The following is a 16,789-nucleotide window of genomic DNA, read 5'->3' on the forward strand; positions in this document are numbered from 1 at the left end:
ACGCCTCTAGAGGTCAAAAATATTTGATTTAAAGTCAAATATGGTTCACGCGACGGGCGCGTCCGCCGGCGCATGGAACGCCGGCAGGACTTCCGCGGCGATCTCGGCCAGCGTCTCGTCGAGCGGGCGGCGGTTGCGGCGGAAATGCAGGCCGATGTGCTGCACGCCCGCGTCGCGCATCGCCGCCAGCTCCTCGCTCAGCGCGATGCGTCCCGCGCGCGCGCCGAAGCGGTGGCGCTGCAGCGGCTCGTGCGGATCGGCGGCGAGGTCGAGATGGATGAAGCTCGTGTACGGCTTGTCGCCCGCCACGGCGCGCCACGCGGCGACGCGGTGCCCGTGGTCGGCCGGCGTGCCCGGATACGCGAGGCAGCCGTCCAGGTGCGCGCCGATCCAGGCCGGCGTCTGCTGCGCGAGGCCCGCGACGAGGAGCGGAATCGGCGTGCGCGCGGCGGGCAGCACGTCGAGGCCGGGCGGCAGATGCCCGCGCGCGCCGTCTCGCAACAGCGCGATCTGGTCGCGGAAGTTCGCGCCGCGCGATTCGAAGTCGCGGCCGAACAGCGGGTATTCGACCGGCCGGTCGCCGCTCGCGACGCCGAGCAGCAGGCGGCCGCCGCTCAGTTCCTGGATCGTCGCGGCCGACTTCAGCGTCAGCAACGGCTCGCGCAGCGGCAGCACGACGGCCGCCGTGCCGAGCAGGATGTCGCGCGTGATGCCGGCTAGGTAGCCGAGATACGAAAACACTTCGAACACCTGCGCGGCGTCGCCGAACGCGGGGTCATACACCGGCACGTCGCGCACCCAGAGCGCGCGAAAGCCGAGCGTGTCCGCGAGCCGGGCGAGTGCCGCGTGGTGCTCGAGGTCGGGCACGCCTGGGCTGCGCCGGTCGCGCTGGCGCTTCGCGTCGCCCGCCGGCGACCAGTCGTTGTCGAGCGGCAGCTCGATGCCGATGCTGAAGCCGCCGCGCGTCAGTTTGTCGAGGGGAGTGGACATGGTCGGGACGATCCGTTTCAGCGCGCGCGCAGGCTGCCCTCGAGCCGATAGAAGTCGAGCGACGGCGCGGTGAAGAACGAGCGCGACGTGCCGGCGGCGAAGTCGTCGATGTGCACGACGGTCGCGCGGTCGGCTTCCTGCCACGAGATCGCGTAGATCTCGCCGGCGACGTGCTGCCACGTATAGGCGACTTCGCCTTTCGCGCCGGTGAAATCGCCTTCGGTGATTTCGTAGCGCATGTGGACGCCGTCGTCGGCGTACGCGTTGATCGCGGTGAGCCCCGCGTAGCGGACTTCGAAGGTCTTGCCGGCAAACGGCGGAAGTTGGGTCGGTGCGTTCATGGTGGTGATCTCCTGCGGGTAGCGAAAAGGTTCAGTGAGCGAGTTCGGCGGCTTCGGCGGGCTCGGCGGTGCGCTCGGGCAAGCCCGCGCGCTGGTCGAGACGGCCGCTCAGCGCGGTGAGCGCGAACGCGCCGAGCGTGACGACCGCGGCGATCCACGGCGTATGGCCGAGGCCGGCGTGCGCGACGATCAGGCCGCCGAGCGACGAGCCGCCCGCGACGCCCAGGTTGAAGGCGGCGATGTTGAAGCCCGACGCGACGTCGGCGGCGTCCGGCGCGAAATGGCGCGCCTGCTTGACGACGTAGACCTGCAGGCCCGGCACGTTGCCGAATGCGACCGCGCCCCATGCGAGCATCGTCAGCACGGCGAGCCACCTGACGTGAACCGTGAAGGTCAGCGCGAGCAGCACGACGGCGAGCAGCAGGAAGATCCGCTTGAGCGCCTTGACGGGGCCGACGCGATCCGCGAGCTTGCCGCCCCACACGTTGCCGAACGCGACCGACACGCCGTAGCCGACGAGCACGAGGCTGACCTGCGACGGCGTGAAGCCGGCGAGCTGCTCGAGCAGCGGGGCCATGTACGTGAACGCGATCAGCGAGCCGCCGTAGCCGACCGCCGTCATCGCGAACACGAGCAGGAGGCGCGGCTGCGCCAGCACGCGGAACTGCCGGGCGAGCGGCGCGGGTTCCGTTTGCGGCAGGCCGCGCGGCACGAACGCAACCGCGCCGAGGAACGCGACGAGGCCGAACAGCGCGACGATCAGGAACGTCGCGCGCCAGCCGAAGTGCTGGCCGATGAAGGTGCCGAGCGGAATGCCGGCGACGAATGCGACGGTCATCCCGCTGAACATCGTCGCGATCGCACTTGCGGCCTTGTCTTTCGGCACGAGCGTCGTCGCGATGATCGAGCCGACCGAGAAGAACACGCCGTGCGCGAGGCCCGTGAGGATGCGCGCGACGATCAGCGATTCGTAGCTGGGCGCCTGCCACGCGACGAGGTTGCCGACGGTGAACAGCGCCATCAGCCCGGCGAGCAGCGTCTTGCGCGGCAGGCGGCCCGTCAGCGCGGTGAGCAGCGGCGCGCCGATCGCGACGCTGAGTGCATACAGGCTGACGAGCAGGCCCGCGGAGGGCACGCTCACGCCGAGATCGGCGGCGATCGTCGGGATCAGCCCGACGATCACGAATTCGGTCGTGCCGATGGCGAATGCGCTGATCGTCAGCGCGAGTAGGGCAAGTGGCATGAAGGGCGCTCCGGGTTCCAGTAACGATGGAGCGCAGTGTGCCCGGTTTATTTTTGCGGAAAAACCGGTCGATTCGGCAAATTGTTTTGATTTGAAGTCAAGAATTGAAGGGCGCGCGCGCGGGGGGCCGATCCCTCTGCGGAATTGTCCCTCCCGGTTCAAAAGAGTTTTCGTGACGCGCCCCTTTCCCGCGTATCGCCGAGCGCCGATACTGGCCGGCCGTCGACAGCTCCCCGTGTCGGCGATGGAGCGACACATGAAGATATTCATTACAGGCGTCACGGGCTATATCGGCGGATCGATCGCCGCGCGGCTGGTCGCGGACGGCCATGCGGTCTCGGGCCTCGTGCGCGATTACGAGAAGGCGGCGACGCTGGAGGCGGCCGGCATCACGCCGATCATCGGCGTGCTGGATGACGACGCGCTGCTGTATGCGACCGCGCGCAGCGTCGACGCCGTCATCAATGCGGCGAGCAGCGATCACGGCGGCGCCGTCGACGCGCTGATCGCCGGGCTGAGCGGATCGGGCAAGACGTTGCTGCACACGAGCGGAACCAGCGTCATCGCGGACGACGCGCAAGGCGAGCACGGCGCGGGCACGGTATTCGACGAGTCCACGCCGTTCGTGACGCCGCCGGAGAAAGCCGAGCGCCGCGCGATCGACCAGCGGGTGCGTTCGGCGGCGAAGCTGGCCGTGCGCTCGGCGGTCATCTGCAACAGCATGATCTACGGCGTCGGGCGCGGGATGCGGCGCGACAGCGCGCAGATTCCGCTGCTGGCCGCCAACGCGCTGGCATTCGGAGCGGTACGCGTGATCGGCAAGGGCCTGAACCGCTGGTCGAACGTCCACATCGACGACGTCGTCGAGCTTTACGTGCGCGCGCTGGAGGCTGCGCCCGGCGGTTCGTTCTATTTCGCGGAGAACGGCGAAGCGTCGCTGCACGAGATCGGCGCGGCGCTCGCCGAGCGGCTCGGCATGCCGTCCGTCGAGCGGTGGGATATCGCGGATGCGGCCGAGGTACTCGGCCATTCGCGCGCGCATTTCTCGCTGGCGTCGAATAGCCGCGTCAACGCGGATCGCGCGCGGCAGGAACTGGTGTGGACGCCGCGTCACGCGTCGGTCATCGACTGGATCCGCGACGAGATGCCCGTTCGGGCCTGAGTCTCTATTCGTCCGACGTTGCGCGGCCCGCGGGCACCGGGCCGTGATCGCCCGGCACTCTTGAAGCGAAATCAAAAATGATTCGCGCCGGCGCACGCTTATCAAAGCGGTGCCGCGGCTCTATCGTCTGGGCTCCGCAAACCCCGCAGAAGATTCCCCATGAAGACCACCCTCGACGAGATGCTCGCGTTCGTGACCATCGCGGATACCGGCTCGCTGACCGGCGCGGCCGACAAGCTCCATCAGCCGACCTCGGTGATGAGCCGGATCCTTCGCCGCCTGGAGGAAAAGCTCGACACGACGCTGATCCGGCGCACGACGCGCCGGCTGGAGCTGACCGAGGAGGGCAAGGTCTTTCTCGAGCGCGCCCGCGACATCATCGCGTCGGTCGAGCTGGCCGAGGAGCAGATCATCAGCCAGCGGGAGACGCCGGCCGGCCGGCTCAGGATCAACGCGGCGATGCCGTTCATGCAGCATGTGATCGCGCCGCTGATTTCCGGCTTCCGCGACGCCTATCCGGGGATCGAGGTCGAGCTGCATACGAGCGACGAAATCATCGACCTGCTCGAGCACCGCACCGACGTCGCGATACGCATCGGCGATCTGCGCGACTCGACGCTGCATGCCCGCAAGCTTTGCAGCAGCCGGTTGCGCGTGCTCGCGAGCCCGGCCTATCTCGCGAAGGCAGGCGTGCCGACGAGCGTGGCCGATCTGGCCAACCATACGCTGCTGGGTTTCGCGCAGCCCGAGACATTGAACAACTGGCCGCTGCGGACCGCGGACGGCGGCGACGCGTACCGGATTCGCCCCGCGCTGCAGGCGTCGAGCGGCGAGACGCTGCTGACCCTCGCGGTCAACGGCGCCGGCATCGTGTGTCTCGCGGACTACATGACGAGCACGCATCGCGACAACGGCAGCCTGGTCGAGCTGCTGGTCGACGACACCCTCGAATTTCGTCAGCCGATTCACGCGGTCTACTATCGCAACACGACGCTGTCGCTGCGCATTTCCAGCTTTCTCGACTATGTCAGCACGCAGATGAAGCATGGCAACGATATCGGCTGAGGCCGCCGCCCGGCCGCCTGTCGCGGCATGATGAGCACTGGCGGTGAGATATGATCGCGTTTTCTGCGTATTGGAAATGCCGCCATGCAAGTGCTGGTCGATGCTGACGCCTGTCCCGTCGTGATCAAGGACATGTTGTTTCGCGCCGCGCGTCGTGCCGAAGTCCACGTGACCCTGGTCGCAAACCAGTATTTGCGCACGCCGCCTTCGCCCTTTATCAAGGCGCTTCAAGTCCCGGCGGGTTTCGACGCCGCCGATGCCCGCATCGTCGAGCTGGTCGCGGCCGGCGACCTCGTGATTACCGCGGACATACCGCTCGCCGCCGCCGTCCTCGACAAGGGCGCCCATGCGCTCGACCCGCGCGGAAGCTGGTTCAGTCGCGAGAACATCGAGGAACGCCTGTCGACGCGTGCGATGCTGGATCAACTGCGCAGTACGGGTATCGACACGGGCGGGCCGGCGCCCTATAGCGCGCGGGACAGCAAGGCGTTCGCGGGGCAGCTCGACCGGTTCCTCGCACGTCGCGGCACGCTGCCTGGCGGAGCCGGTTGATATCCGCAAGCGATCGCGCTTCGTGCAGGGCGGCGGATGCCAAGGGTCGCCCCTCGGCATCCGTTGCGTTCAGCTGCGGATAAACGCGAGCAGATCGGCGTTGATCGTTTCGGCGTTGGACGTGGGCATGCCGTGCGGGAAGCCCGGATAGGTCTTCAGCGTGCCGTTCCTGAGCAGCTTTGCGGACAGCGGGCCGGAGTCCGCGTAAGGCACGATCTGGTCGTCGTCGCCGTGCATCACCAGAACGGGGATCGAGATCGCCTTGAGGTCCTCGGTGAAGTCGGTCTGCGAGAAAGCGACGATGCCGTCGTAATGGGCCTTCGCGCTGCCCATCATGCCCTGCCGCCACCAGTTCAGGATGACGCCTTCGGACGGCTTGGCGTCGGGGCGGTTGTACCCGTAGAACGGTCCCGCCGGAATGTCGTGGTAGAACTGCGCCCGGTTCGCCGCAAGCTGCGCCTGCAGATTGTCGAACACCTCCTTGGGCAGGCCGCCCGGATTGTTCTCCGTCTTCACCATGATCGGCGGCACGGCGCTGATGAGGACCGCTTTGGAAACGCGATCCTCGCCGTGGCGCGCGATGTAGTGCGCGACTTCGCCGCCGCCGGTGGAATGGCCGACGTGGACCGCGCCCTGGACGCCGAGGTGATTCACGACCGCGGCGACGTCGTCGGCATAGTGATCCATGTCGTGGCCGTCCCAGACCTGGCTGGATCGTCCGTGGCCGCGACGGTCATGCGCGACGACGCGGTAACCGTGAGCCAGGAAGAAGAGCATCTGGGCATCCCAGTCGTCGGCGCTGAGCGGCCAGCCATGATGAAAGAAGACGACCTGTGCGTCGCGCGGACCCCAGTCCTTGTAGAAGATGTCGACACCCTCTTTCGTTGTGACGTATCCCATGATTGCTCCTGTTCAGTGGGCGATATCTGTCAGTGACGTGCTTTCCGGTTGCTGCTGATCAGTGATGGCGTGCGGCTCCTGATGATGGCGGGTTGATCGAAGGGCAATGCGGCCGCCGCGTGTTCGTTGGCGACGCACCGACTCTAGGATTAAAGTTAGGTTTAATGTCAATACGGAGACGAGGCAAGCATGAAAATTGGGGAGCTGGCGAAGCTCACCGGCCTGGCGGCGTCCCGGATCCGTTTTTACGAGGCGGAAGGGCTGATTGCGGCCGTCGAACGCAGGACGAACGGCTATCGCGACTACGCCGAGGACGCGGTGCGGGTGCTCGAGATCATCTCCAGTGCGCAGCGCGCTGGGTTCTCGCTCGAGCAGATCCGTCACCTGCTGCCGGTGGGGGCCGGCAACTGGCAGCATGACGGGCTGGTGGAAGCGCTCGAACGGAAAGTCGCCGAAATCGAAGCGATGCAACAGCGCCTCAAGGAGAACAAGGCGCAACTGCTCGTCGCGATCGACAGCATCAGGAACCGGCCGACCGAATTGAGCTGCGCCGAGCGGACGCGGTGGGTGATGGATCGCCTGCGCGATCACGGGGTGGTGTCGACACAGGGCAAGGGCCGTCGCTCGGGCGCCGAATGATTCGACGATAAAACGACGACCGACGTGTTCCTCTATCCGGGCCCTTGACCTTGAAGTTGAGTTCAACCTTAAAGTGCTTGCCGACAGCAGTGAGTCAGCAGGCTTCGGGTGTTGCCTGCCACGGTCAATCATCGAGGAGGGGCAACGAACATGGACAGGCGGTTTGCACAGGTCGAATTCGGGCCGCACAAGGTCGACGTGCCTGAAGGCGGATACTACGACCGGTTCCGGATGAATCCGAACCTGGACGAGGTGGCGCGCGATCCCGCCGCGGGTAACATCGATTTTTTCCGTCGGATACCGAAGCGTCTGGTTGCTTCGCGGGTCGGCCCGACGTGGGCGCCGAACTTCTACTACCGTTCCAGCAACATCCAGCTGTTGTTCCTTGCGCCGCTCGAACGTTTGCGGGCCATGCTGCCGGCGCCGCTCGAGCCGCTGCGGGCGCTTCCCGGGTACGGGCTGGTGGCGCTGACGTTCTTTTCGTATGCGGTCTGCGACAACGATCCCTACGACGAAGTGTCCGTCGCCGTGGTCATCCGCAGGCCCGGTGCGCGAGGGTCGCACGCGCTGGAGCTGATCGATTCCATGCGGCGCCGGAGCTTCGTCGCGCATGTGCTGGCGCTTCCCGTCACCACGGAAATCGCGCGGGTTCGCGGCGTACATGGCTATCAGCTGCCGAAATGGCTCGCCGATATCGACGTGAACATCGGCGCCGACGCAAGCGCCCGCATTGCCGGTCCGGGAGGTCGGCCGGACCTGAGCCTGAGCGCGCCGCTGCCCGCGCTGAACACCGTTGCGCCGCAATCGCGGATGGGCACGACGACCATGATCAATCTCATCGACGGCGAATGGCACCAGACTTCGGTGCAGACCAATACGCTGTCGTTCGCGCAGCGCCTGTTGCCGCGAGACGTCCGGCTGGTGCGGCACGGCGGTCCGCTGAGCCAGTTGCTCGACGGACTGGGCGCATCCACCATGTTGCGTCTCGACGTGGTCAAGGACGCGCAACTGGTCCTGAACCTGCCGACGCCTTTAAAGGCGTTCGATGCACCCGGAAAGCCAAGGTAACGTCGCCGATGCCCCCGCCACGCCCGCTCCGAAGGAATCGTCCATGACCGCTCCGACCCATGATCTCGTCGTATTCGGCGCCACCAGCTTCGTCGGGCAGATCCTGACCCGCTACCTGTCCGAACACCTGTCGGGCGCCGGCGAGACGCTGCGCTGGGCCATCGCCGGCCGCTCGGAAACGAAGCTCAGGCGGCTCAGGGATACGCTGGGCGCGGCGGGGCAGTCGTTGCCGATCATCGTCGCCGACGCGGCCGACGAAGCGCAGCTGCAAGCGCTATGTGCGCAAACGCGGGTGGTCGTGTCGACCGTCGGACCCTATGCGCTTTACGGGGAGCCGCTGGTCAGGACGTGCGCGGAAAGCGGCACGGATTACTGCGACCTCACCGGCGAGACCCAGTGGATCAAGCGGATGATCGAGAAGTACGAACCCGCGGCCCGGCAATCGGGGGCGCGCATCGTCCATTGCTGCGGCTTCGATTCGGTTCCGTCGGACATGGGCGTCTTTTTCCTGCAGCAACAGGCAAGGCGGCAGTGGGGCGTGCCGGCCGGGCAGGTGAAGATGCGCGTCCGGACGCTGAAGGGGGGCGCGTCGGGCGGAACGGTGGCGAGCGTGATCAACGTCGTTCGGGAAGCCGCGGCCGATCCCGCGTTGCGCAGGGCGCTGCTCGATCCTTATTCGCTGTGCCCGAAAGGGCATGGATTCACGGTGCGGCAACACGCCGTCAGGTCGGCCGAGTTCGATCGCGACTGTGATGCGTGGATCGCGCCGTTCGTGATGGCGGCCGTCAACGAGCGTGTCGTGCATCGCTCCAACGCGCTTGCGGGCAACGCCTACGGCAGCCGGTTCACCTATGACGAAGCCGTCATGACGGGCGCGGGCCTCAAAGGCCGCCTGGCCGCCCTGACGATGGTGGCCGGCCTCGGCGCGTTCATGGCGGGCGTCGTCATCAAGCCGGTGCGCGGCCTGATGGAGCGGTTCCTGCTGCCGAAGCCCGGCGAGGGGCCGAGCGTCGAGGCCCAGTTGGCCGGCCGCTACGATTTGCGATTCTTCGGCCGCACCGACGACGGGCAGACCTTGCGCGTGAAAGTCACCGGAGATCGCGATCCGGGTTACGGCTCCACGGGCAAGATGCTCGGCCAGGCCGCGATCAGTCTCGCGCTGGATTGCCGCACGGACGGCGAGAAGACGGGGCGCGGCGGCGGCTTCTGGACGCCCGCCACGATGTTCGACGAGCGCTTCGTCGAGCGTCTGGTTCGCCATGCGGGGCTGCGTTTCGAGCTGATTTGAGCGCGCGTCGTATCCGGTCCGGCCGGGATTACTGACCCAGCGCGCTCATCAGCCCGACCTGGCTCAACTGCTCGTCGGTCTGCGCCTGCGCCAGCGAATCCTCGACTGCCAGCAGCGAGCGCTGCACTTCCAGCGTGTCGATGAACGCCGACTCGCCGCTGCGCCACGAGCGGTTGATCTGCGTGTACGCACCGCGCGCGCTCGACACCGCACGCTCGAGGCTTGCCACCCGGCTCCGGTTCCGCGCGGTCGCCGCGACCGACGTCTCGACGTCGTTCACCGCGGCGAGCACGGTCGCGCGATAGGCGTCGACCGCTTGGTCTGCCTGCGCGCGACGCAGCGCGACGACGCTGCGCCGCCGGCCGCCGTCGAACAGCGGCGCGCCCGCGCTGGCGCCCGCCAGCCACGCGAGCGACCGGGCGAACGTCGCGCCCGAGAAGCCGTCGACCGCCGCGCCGATGATGCCGATCAGCTGCAGGTGCGGCTTGAGGTCGGCCTCGGCCACGCCGATCCGCGCATAGGCCGCGACGACGCGCGCCTCGGCGGCGCGCACGTCCGGCCGCCGGCGCAACAGGTCGGCAGGCGTGCCGATGCCGGATGCGGGGGACGTCCACACCGGCGCGGGGGCGGGCGGGTCGAGCCGCGCATAGGCGTCCTGCGGCGTCGACGCGGTGATGATCGACAGCCGGTGAATCGCGGTCTGGCGCTGCAGCTGCAGCGCGGGCAGCTCGGCCAGCGTCGTCTCGGTCTGCGCGGTCGCGCGGTCGACGTCGGCGACCGGCACGACGCCCGCCTCGAACATGCGGCGCGTCGATTGCTCGGTGCCGCGCTGGCTCAGCGCGTTGGCTTCGACCAGCGCGATCCGCTGCTCGAGGCCGCGCACCGTCACATAGGTCCGCACGGTTTCGTCGATCGTCGCGATCCGCACCGCCTGCGCGTCGTTTTGCGCCGACACGATGTCCGCGTCGGCCGCCGACACGCCCTGGCGGATGCGGCCGAAGATGTCGACTTCCCACGAGAGGCTCGCATTGAGCCCGAACGCGTTGCCGGTCGTCGGCGTATTGGTCGGGAACGCCTGCGACGCGGACAGCCGCTGGCGGCCCGCATCCGCGTTCAGGTCGAGCGACGGGAGCCACTGCGAGGCCGCGCCGACCCGCACCGCGCGCGCCGCGTCGATGCGCGCGACCGCCGCCTTCAGGTCCAGGTTGTTCGTGAGCGCCGTGTCGACCAGCCGGTCGAGAATCGGATCATGAAAGCCATGCCACCATGCGCCGAGATCGGGAAGCGGGCCGCCTGGCGCGAGATCCCCGTTCGCATAGGTCGCGGCGAGCGGCGGCGGCGACACGTTGGCGACCGGCGCGCTCGTGCACGCGGTCAGGACGGCTGCCGCTGAAAGCGCGGCAACGAGACGGATGAACTTCATTGCGACACCTCCTCGGCGACTACCGCGACGCCGCCCTTGCGCATCGCGAGCCGGCGGACCAGCACATAGAACACGGGCGTAAACAGCAGGCCGAAGACGGTCACGCCGATCATCCCGAAGAACACCGCCGCGCCGACCGCCTGGCGCATCTCCGCGCCGGCGCCTTCGGAGATGACGAGCGGCAGCACGCCGAGAATGAACGCGAGCGACGTCATCACGATCGGCCGCAGGCGCTGCACGCACGCCTCGACGACGGCCTCGACGAGTTCCTTGCCTTCGGCCTCCAGCTGCCGCGCGACCTCGACGATCAGGATCGCGTTCTTCGCGGCCAGCCCGACCAGCACGATGAAGCCGATCTGCGTGAGGATGTTCACGTCCTGGCCGAGCGCCCGGACGCCGAGCGACGCGGCCAGCAGGCACATCGGCACGATCAGCAGGATCGACGCGGGCAGGCTCCAACTGCCGTACTGCGCGGCCAGCACCAGGTAGACGAGCAGCACGCACAGCGGGAACACGAGCAGCCCCGTGTTGCCGGCCGTGGTCTGCTGGTACGACAGATCGGTCCATTCGAACGCGATGCCGGGCGGCAGCACCTGCCTGGCGAGCGTCTCCATCGTCTTGATCGCGTAGCCGGAGCCGAGGCCCGGTTCCGTGTCGCCGTTGATCTCGGTGGCCGGATACAGGTTGTAGCGCGGCGCACGGTCGACGCCGAGCGAATCCGCGATGCGCGTCACGCTGCCGATCGGCACCATGTCGCCGTTCGCGTTGCGCACCTTCAGCCTCGCGAGGTCGGCGGCCGTCACGCGGAACGGCAGGTCGGCCTGCGCGGTCACGCGGTAGGTGCGCCCGACGATGTTGAAGTCGTTGATATAGGTCGACCCGAAATACGTCTCGACCGCATCGTTGATCTGCTGGCTCGGCACGCCGAGCATCTCGGCCTTCTCGCGGTCGAGGTCGACGTGTACCTGCGGGCTGGTCGCGGAGTAGGGCGTGTAGACGCCGACCATCCCCGGGGTCTGGTTGGCGGCCGCGACGAGATCCTGCGTCGCCTTCGCGAGCGCGGCGGTGCCGAGCCCGCCCCGGTCCTCGAGCCGCATCGCGAAGCCGCCCGTGCTGCCGAGACCCTGCACCGGCGGCGGCATCGCGACGACGATCGACGCTTCGGTGATGACGGAGAGGCGCTTGCGCAGCTCGTCCGCGATCTTGTCGATCGTCAGGCCCTGCGCCTTGCGTTCCGGCCACGGCTTGAACACCGGGAACAGGCCCGCGCTGTTCGCGGAATTCGTGCCGGTCGCGGCGTTGACGCCGGAGAACACCGGCACGCGCGCGACGCCCGGCACGGACAGCGCGATGTCCTCGATCTTGCGCGCAACCGCGCTGGTGCGTTCGAGCGTCGAGCCGTCGGGCGTCTTGACCAGCACGACCACATAGCCGCGATCCTGCGCGGGGATGAAGCCCTTCGGGCTCGACACCAGCAGATAGCCGGTCGCGGCGATCAGCACGACGTACAGCACGGTCATCGCCGGGATGATCCGGACGATCTTGCGCACCAACGCGCCGTAGGCGCCGGACAGGCGCAGGAACACCCGGTTGAACGCGTTCGCGAAGCGCTGCACGATGCGCATGAGCGGGTCGAACAGCGCCGCCGCGCGCGAAACCGACGCGTGGGCATCGTGCGCGTCGCCGTGCGCTTTCAGCATCATCGCGGACAGCGCGGGCGCGAGCGTCACCGACGTGAAGAACGAAATCGCGGTGGACACGGCGATCGTCACGCCGAACTGGCGGAAGAACTGGCCGGAGATGCCGGGAATGAACGAGGTCGGCACGAACACCGCGCACAGCACGAGCGTGATCGCGAACAGCGCGCCGCCGACTTCCTTCATCGTCACGAGCGTCGCGTCGCGCGGGTTCGCGCCCGACGCGAGATGCCGCTCGACGTTCTCGACCACGACGATCGCGTTGTCGACGACGATCCCCACCGCGAGCACGAGCCCGAACAGCGTCAGGTTGTTGAGCGAGTAGCCGAGCGTCGCCATCACCGCGAACGTGCCGACGAGCGACACGGGGATCGACAGGATCGGGATGATCGACGGCCGCCAGCCCTGCAGGAACAGCAGCACGACGAACACGACGAGCACGACCGCCTCGTAGATGGTCTTGACCAGCTCGTGGATGCTGTCGCCGATGAACGCGGTCGGGTTGTAGCCGATGTTGTAGACGATGCCCTTCGGGAAGTCCTTGGCCAATTCGGCCATCTTCTTCTCGACCGCATCCATCGTCGCGACCGCGTTCGCGCCGGGTTGCTGCAGCACCTGCAGCGCGATCGTCGGGTGGCGCAGCATGTAGCTGTCGGTCGAGTACGCGAGCGCGCCGACTTCGATGCGCGCGACGTCCTTCAGGCGCACCAGGCGCCCGTCCTGCCCCTGCTTGACGACGATGTTGCTGAAATCCTCCGGACGCTTGAGCCGCCCCTCGAAAATCAGGTTCGGCTGGAACGCCTGGTTCGTGATCGGCGCCTGCGCGACCACGCCGCCCGCGAGCTGCGTGTTCTGCGAACGGACCGCGGCGATCAGGTCGCTCGGGCTCAGGTTGAACGACGCGATGCGCTCCGGATCGAGCCAGATGCGCATCGAGTATTCGCGCGCGCCGAGCGGGTTGATGTCGCCGACGCCCTGGATGCGCTTGAGGGAGTCCGCCACGTTGCGGATCGCGTAGTTCGACACGTAGAGCTGGTCGTAGCTCTGGTCCGGCGAATAGATGAAGATCGTGCCGAGCTGCGTCGGCGACGACTTGCGCACCGACACGCCGCTGCGCTGCACGGGCTCGGGCAGGCGCGGCGTCGCGAGCGCGACGCGGTTCTGCACGAGCACCTGCGCCTTGTCGACGTCGGTGCCGGGCTTGAACGTCACGGTGATGTTCAGGCTGCCGTCGGACGTCGCCTGGCTGTACATGTAGATCATGTCCTCGACGCCGTTGACTTCGAGCTCGATCGGCGTCGACACGGTTTGCGCCACGGTTTCGGCGGACGCGCCCGGGTAGTTGGCCGTGATCACGACGGTCGGCGGCGCGATCTCCGGATACTCGGACACCGCGAGCGAGAAGTAGGCGAGCGCGCCGGCGATGGTCAGCACGATCGACAGCACGATCGCGAGCACCGGCTGCCGGACGGACAGGCTGCCGAGGTTCATTGCGGATTCTCCTTGACGTCGTTCGCCGCGACGGTCGCGTCGATGCGGCGCGCCATCGGCTTGACCTTGTCGCCGGGCCGCACGCGCTCGAAGCCGTCGACGATCACCTTGTCGCCGGCTTTCAGGCCGGACGAGATTTCGCGCAGGTTGCCGAACAGGCGTCCGGGCACGACCGGGCGCACGGACACGACGCCGCCGGCGTCGACGAAATACAGCACGCGCCGCGTCGCGTCCGTCGCGACCGCGGCGTCCGGCACCAGCAACGCGGGGTGGGCAACCTTGCTCGACAGGTAGACGCGGCCGAACTGGCCGGGATTCAGGCGCCGGTCGGGATTGGCGACGCGGGCGCGCTGCCGCAGCGTGCCGGTCGAGTTGTCGAGGCGGTTGTCGACGAAATCCATGGTGCCGGCCAGCGACGGCTGCGCGTCGCCCGGCAGCGCGATCGACACCTGCCGCGACGACGCGCTGCCGCCACTTTTCGCGGCTTCGCGCGTATAGCGCAGGTAGCTTTCCTCGTCGACGTCGAAATAGATGTCGATCGGATCCTGCGACACGATCGTCGTCAGCACCGTCGCATCGCTGTCGCCGCCTTTCACGAGGTTCCCTTCGCTGACGAGCTTGCGGCTGATCCGGCCGGACATCGGCGCGACGATGCGCGTGAACGACAGGTCGAGCTGCGCGCGCTCGAGCGCGCCCTGGGCGCTCGTCACTTCGGCCTGCGCGCTTTGCACGGCCTGCCGGCGCTGGTCGTAGAGGCTCTGCGCGATGGTGTCGGTCTTGATCAGCACGCTGGCCCGCTCGAAGTCCTGCCGGCTCAGCTTCAATTGCGACTGCGCGCGCTCGAGCGCGCCTTGCGCGGCCGTGACGGCGGCCTGGTAGGGACGCGGGTCGATGACGAAGAGCAGATCGCCTTTCTTGACGGACGCGCCGTCCTGAAACGCGACCTTCTCGAGATAGCCGCTCACGCGCGGGCGCACGTCGACGGTGTCGACGGCCTCGAAGCGACCGGTATAGACGTCGACGTCGTTGACGTTGCGCGCGACGGGCTGGCTGACGACGACGCTGGGCAGCGCCGCCGGCGTCTTGTCGTCCGACTGGCAGCCGGACAGCGCCAGCATCGCGGCCAGCGGGACGGCGAGCAGCCCGGCAGGCAGTGCGATGCGCTTGAATCCTGGGAACCTGTTCATGTTGATGCCACGTGTGAAATGGGTCGGCACATGCCGGATGGTGCGCAGTATCGTTGCCCGCGCGCGGCGGATAAACGCAGGCATCGGCATAAGAACTTGTACTGCGCAGTCACGAATCGCACCGCGTGGCGGCAGAATGCGCGTCGGCTTCGAGGAGCGTGGGACGGGTACGACGACGGGTGCAACGAAACGCGACCCGAACGCCTGTTCAGGCGAATCGGGCCGGTTTTTCAGAAGGGGCGAGCGGAGGCTGGCGCGATGCGCGGAATGCCGTGTCGCGCGCGTCGACCGGAATCAATGACGGCGATAGAGCGCATCGCGGCCGCTCGTCATCGCGGGCCGGCCGGATTCGGTTGCCGTGCGCGTCTCGCTGCCGAAACCCGCTGCGACGGGCGCGCTGGTTTGCACGACCTGCTGCTGGTCGACGCGTCGCTGGGCGGCCTGGATGTTCGGCGGATACCGGGTGTGATCCGCCGCGGGGCGATAGCCGGCGGCTTCGAGGCGGGCGAGTTCCGCCTCGACCTCGGCGCGCGTCGGCGCATGATCGGCTTGCTGGGCGAAGGAAAGGGCCGGCGCGGCAAGGATCAGTGCGGCGATGGTTGCGGATACGAACGATTTCATGATGGGCACCTGTGTCGGGTTAAGTGAGTCGCAGCGATGTCGTTGCGAGTGGCGCCACTATAGGTTTCCCGTCGTCGCGGAAAAACCGTCGCCCGGTGAAATGAATCTTGACCGGCAATCACGAATCGGGCGCGGTTGCCGGCGCCCGACGGCGTCACTTGCCCGAGAACTCGACGCTGTTCGCGGTGACCAGGATTTCCCGGAAGATGCCGACCAGCGGCCGCAGGTTGACCTTGTGCCACGCGGCCCACAGGGGCGTGCGGTAGCAGAACCACGGCAGCTCGCGCACCACGACGCCTTCCGGCACTTGCTCGCGCAGGCTCTGCTGGATCATCGTCATGCCGAGTCCGGCCGCGACCAGCCCCAACGCCGCCAGGGGCTCGGTCGCCTCGACGGTGATGTTCGGGGAAAAGCCCGCCTTCGCGCAGGCCGCCACGAACGCGCCGTGGCGCGGCGCGCTTTCCTCTTGCGTGACGCCGATCCAGGGTTGCGTGGCGAGGTCGTCCGCCGACAGCGTCCGCTTCCTGGCCAGCGGGTGCTCGTCGGGCATTGCCAGCAGCATCGGATCGTTCAGCACCAGCGATGACTCCAGCTCCGCGTCGTCGTCGGCAGGGGGCTCGCTGACGAGCGCGATGTCGAGGCTGCGTTCGCGCAAGCCCTCGAGCTGCGCGGTGGATTGATAGTTGTACAGCGCGATGTGCACGGCGGGACGGTCCGCGCGCAGCGCCTTCAGCGCGCGGGGCAGCACGCCCGAGTGCATCGACGTTTCCAGGTAGCCGATGCACAGGCCGCCTTCGTCGCCTTTGCCCAGCCGCCGCGCGAGCGATTCCAGCCGGTTCGCGTGCGTCAAAAAGGCGCGCGCCTCGCTCAGGAACGTGCGGCCGTCGCGCGTCAGCCGGATGCGCTGCTGGGTACGTTCGAACAGCGTCAGGCCGAGCTTTTCCTCGAACTGGGCGATCTGGCGGCTGAGCGGCGATTGCGAAATGTGCAGACGTTCCGCGGCGCGGCCGACGTGTTCCTCCTCCGCCACCGCAATGAAGTACTGGAGTTGGCGCATGTCGAGCATATAAGACCTCGTGTGACTCAAGTTTGTCGAATTATGTCTTGGACAGGCATAACTGC

At 67.6% G+C, this 16,789-nt stretch carries 15 protein-coding genes; 6 read left to right on the forward strand and 9 right to left on the reverse strand.

From position 1 onward, the window contains the following. Positions 1-45: 45 nt before the first annotated feature. From B7P44_RS08935 to B7P44_RS08945, 3 genes are read right to left on the reverse strand one after another with little or no spacing between them, the layout of a single operon-like run. Positions 46-990 carry a TIGR03571 family LLM class oxidoreductase gene (locus B7P44_RS08935; protein WP_084902995.1) on the reverse strand — a complete coding sequence of 315 codons (945 nt, stop codon included), beginning with the start codon at positions 988-990 and terminating at the stop codon, positions 46-48. A gap of 17 nt (positions 991-1,007) precedes the next feature. Continuing rightward, the gene (locus B7P44_RS08940; protein WP_084902998.1) at positions 1,008-1,331 is read right to left on the reverse strand and encodes a MoaF-related domain-containing protein; all 324 of its coding nucleotides are present in this window, start codon (positions 1,329-1,331) and stop codon (positions 1,008-1,010) included. A 31-nt stretch (positions 1,332-1,362) separates the two neighbouring features. After that, a complete protein-coding gene (locus tag B7P44_RS08945; protein WP_084903000.1) occupies positions 1,363-2,574 on the reverse strand; it encodes an MFS transporter in 1,212 nt (403 codons plus the stop codon). Between the two features lie 256 nt (positions 2,575-2,830). Between B7P44_RS08945 and B7P44_RS08950 the strand changes: the two genes are divergently transcribed. The 3 genes from B7P44_RS08950 to B7P44_RS08960 all read left to right on the forward strand — a co-directional run bounded on the left by B7P44_RS08950 (position 2,831) and on the right by B7P44_RS08960 (position 5,353). Then, positions 2,831-3,736: an NAD-dependent epimerase/dehydratase family protein gene (locus B7P44_RS08950; protein WP_084903003.1), complete on the forward strand. Its 906-nt coding sequence runs from the start codon at positions 2,831-2,833 to the stop codon at positions 3,734-3,736. A gap of 159 nt (positions 3,737-3,895) precedes the next feature. Then, a complete protein-coding gene (locus B7P44_RS08955; RefSeq protein WP_084903005.1) occupies positions 3,896-4,801 on the forward strand; it encodes a LysR substrate-binding domain-containing protein in 906 nt (301 codons plus the stop codon). An 84-nt stretch (positions 4,802-4,885) separates the two neighbouring features. Further along, positions 4,886-5,353, forward strand: coding sequence for a YaiI/YqxD family protein (locus B7P44_RS08960; RefSeq protein ID WP_084903008.1), 468 nt, complete (start codon positions 4,886-4,888; stop codon positions 5,351-5,353). A gap of 69 nt (positions 5,354-5,422) precedes the next feature. Here the strand turns inward: B7P44_RS08960 and B7P44_RS08965 are convergent, their stop codons facing one another. Continuing rightward, entirely contained in the window at positions 5,423-6,253 is an 831-nt protein-coding gene (locus B7P44_RS08965) for an alpha/beta fold hydrolase (RefSeq protein ID WP_084903011.1), read from the reverse strand. Positions 6,254-6,442: 189 nt separating this feature from the next. Here B7P44_RS08965 and B7P44_RS08970 point away from each other — a divergent pair, with 189 nt between their 5' ends. The 3 genes from B7P44_RS08970 (at position 6,443) to B7P44_RS08980 (ending at position 9,248) form a co-directional block, all read left to right on the forward strand. Continuing rightward, positions 6,443-6,892, forward strand: a complete 450-nt coding sequence (locus B7P44_RS08970) for a MerR family transcriptional regulator (protein WP_084903013.1) — start codon at positions 6,443-6,445, stop codon at positions 6,890-6,892. Positions 6,893-7,042: 150 nt separating this feature from the next. Next, entirely contained in the window at positions 7,043-7,960 is a 918-nt protein-coding gene (locus B7P44_RS08975) for an acetoacetate decarboxylase family protein (RefSeq protein WP_084903016.1), read from the forward strand. A 43-nt stretch (positions 7,961-8,003) separates the two neighbouring features. Continuing rightward, the gene (locus B7P44_RS08980; RefSeq protein WP_084903018.1) at positions 8,004-9,248 is read left to right on the forward strand and encodes a saccharopine dehydrogenase family protein; all 1,245 of its coding nucleotides are present in this window, start codon (positions 8,004-8,006) and stop codon (positions 9,246-9,248) included. Positions 9,249-9,276: 28 nt separating this feature from the next. On the opposite strand, the gene B7P44_RS08985 is transcribed toward B7P44_RS08980, so the two are convergent. The 5 genes from B7P44_RS08985 to B7P44_RS09005 form a co-directional block, all read right to left on the reverse strand. Next, a complete protein-coding gene (locus B7P44_RS08985) occupies positions 9,277-10,671 on the reverse strand; it encodes an efflux transporter outer membrane subunit (protein WP_084903021.1) in 1,395 nt (464 codons plus the stop codon). Continuing rightward, a complete protein-coding gene (locus tag B7P44_RS08990) occupies positions 10,668-13,859 on the reverse strand; it encodes an efflux RND transporter permease subunit (RefSeq protein WP_084903024.1) in 3,192 nt (1,063 codons plus the stop codon). Before B7P44_RS08990 ends, B7P44_RS08985 begins: the two co-directional genes overlap by 4 nt. Beyond that, on the reverse strand, positions 13,856-15,046 hold the full coding sequence (locus B7P44_RS08995) for an efflux RND transporter periplasmic adaptor subunit (RefSeq protein ID WP_084903027.1): 1,191 nt from the start codon (positions 15,044-15,046) through the stop codon (positions 13,856-13,858). Before B7P44_RS08995 ends, B7P44_RS08990 begins: the two co-directional genes overlap by 4 nt. Positions 15,047-15,340: 294 nt before the next feature. Next, positions 15,341-15,667, reverse strand: coding sequence for a DUF4148 domain-containing protein (locus tag B7P44_RS09000; RefSeq protein ID WP_084903029.1), 327 nt, complete (start codon positions 15,665-15,667; stop codon positions 15,341-15,343). Positions 15,668-15,821: 154 nt separating this feature from the next. Then, the gene (locus B7P44_RS09005) at positions 15,822-16,733 is read right to left on the reverse strand and encodes a LysR family transcriptional regulator (RefSeq protein ID WP_084903031.1); all 912 of its coding nucleotides are present in this window, start codon (positions 16,731-16,733) and stop codon (positions 15,822-15,824) included. Positions 16,734-16,789 lie beyond the last annotated feature (56 nt).

The organism is Burkholderia ubonensis subsp. mesacidophila, assembly GCF_002097715.1.
GTDB classification, from domain to species: domain Bacteria; phylum Pseudomonadota; class Gammaproteobacteria; order Burkholderiales; family Burkholderiaceae; genus Burkholderia; species Burkholderia mesacidophila.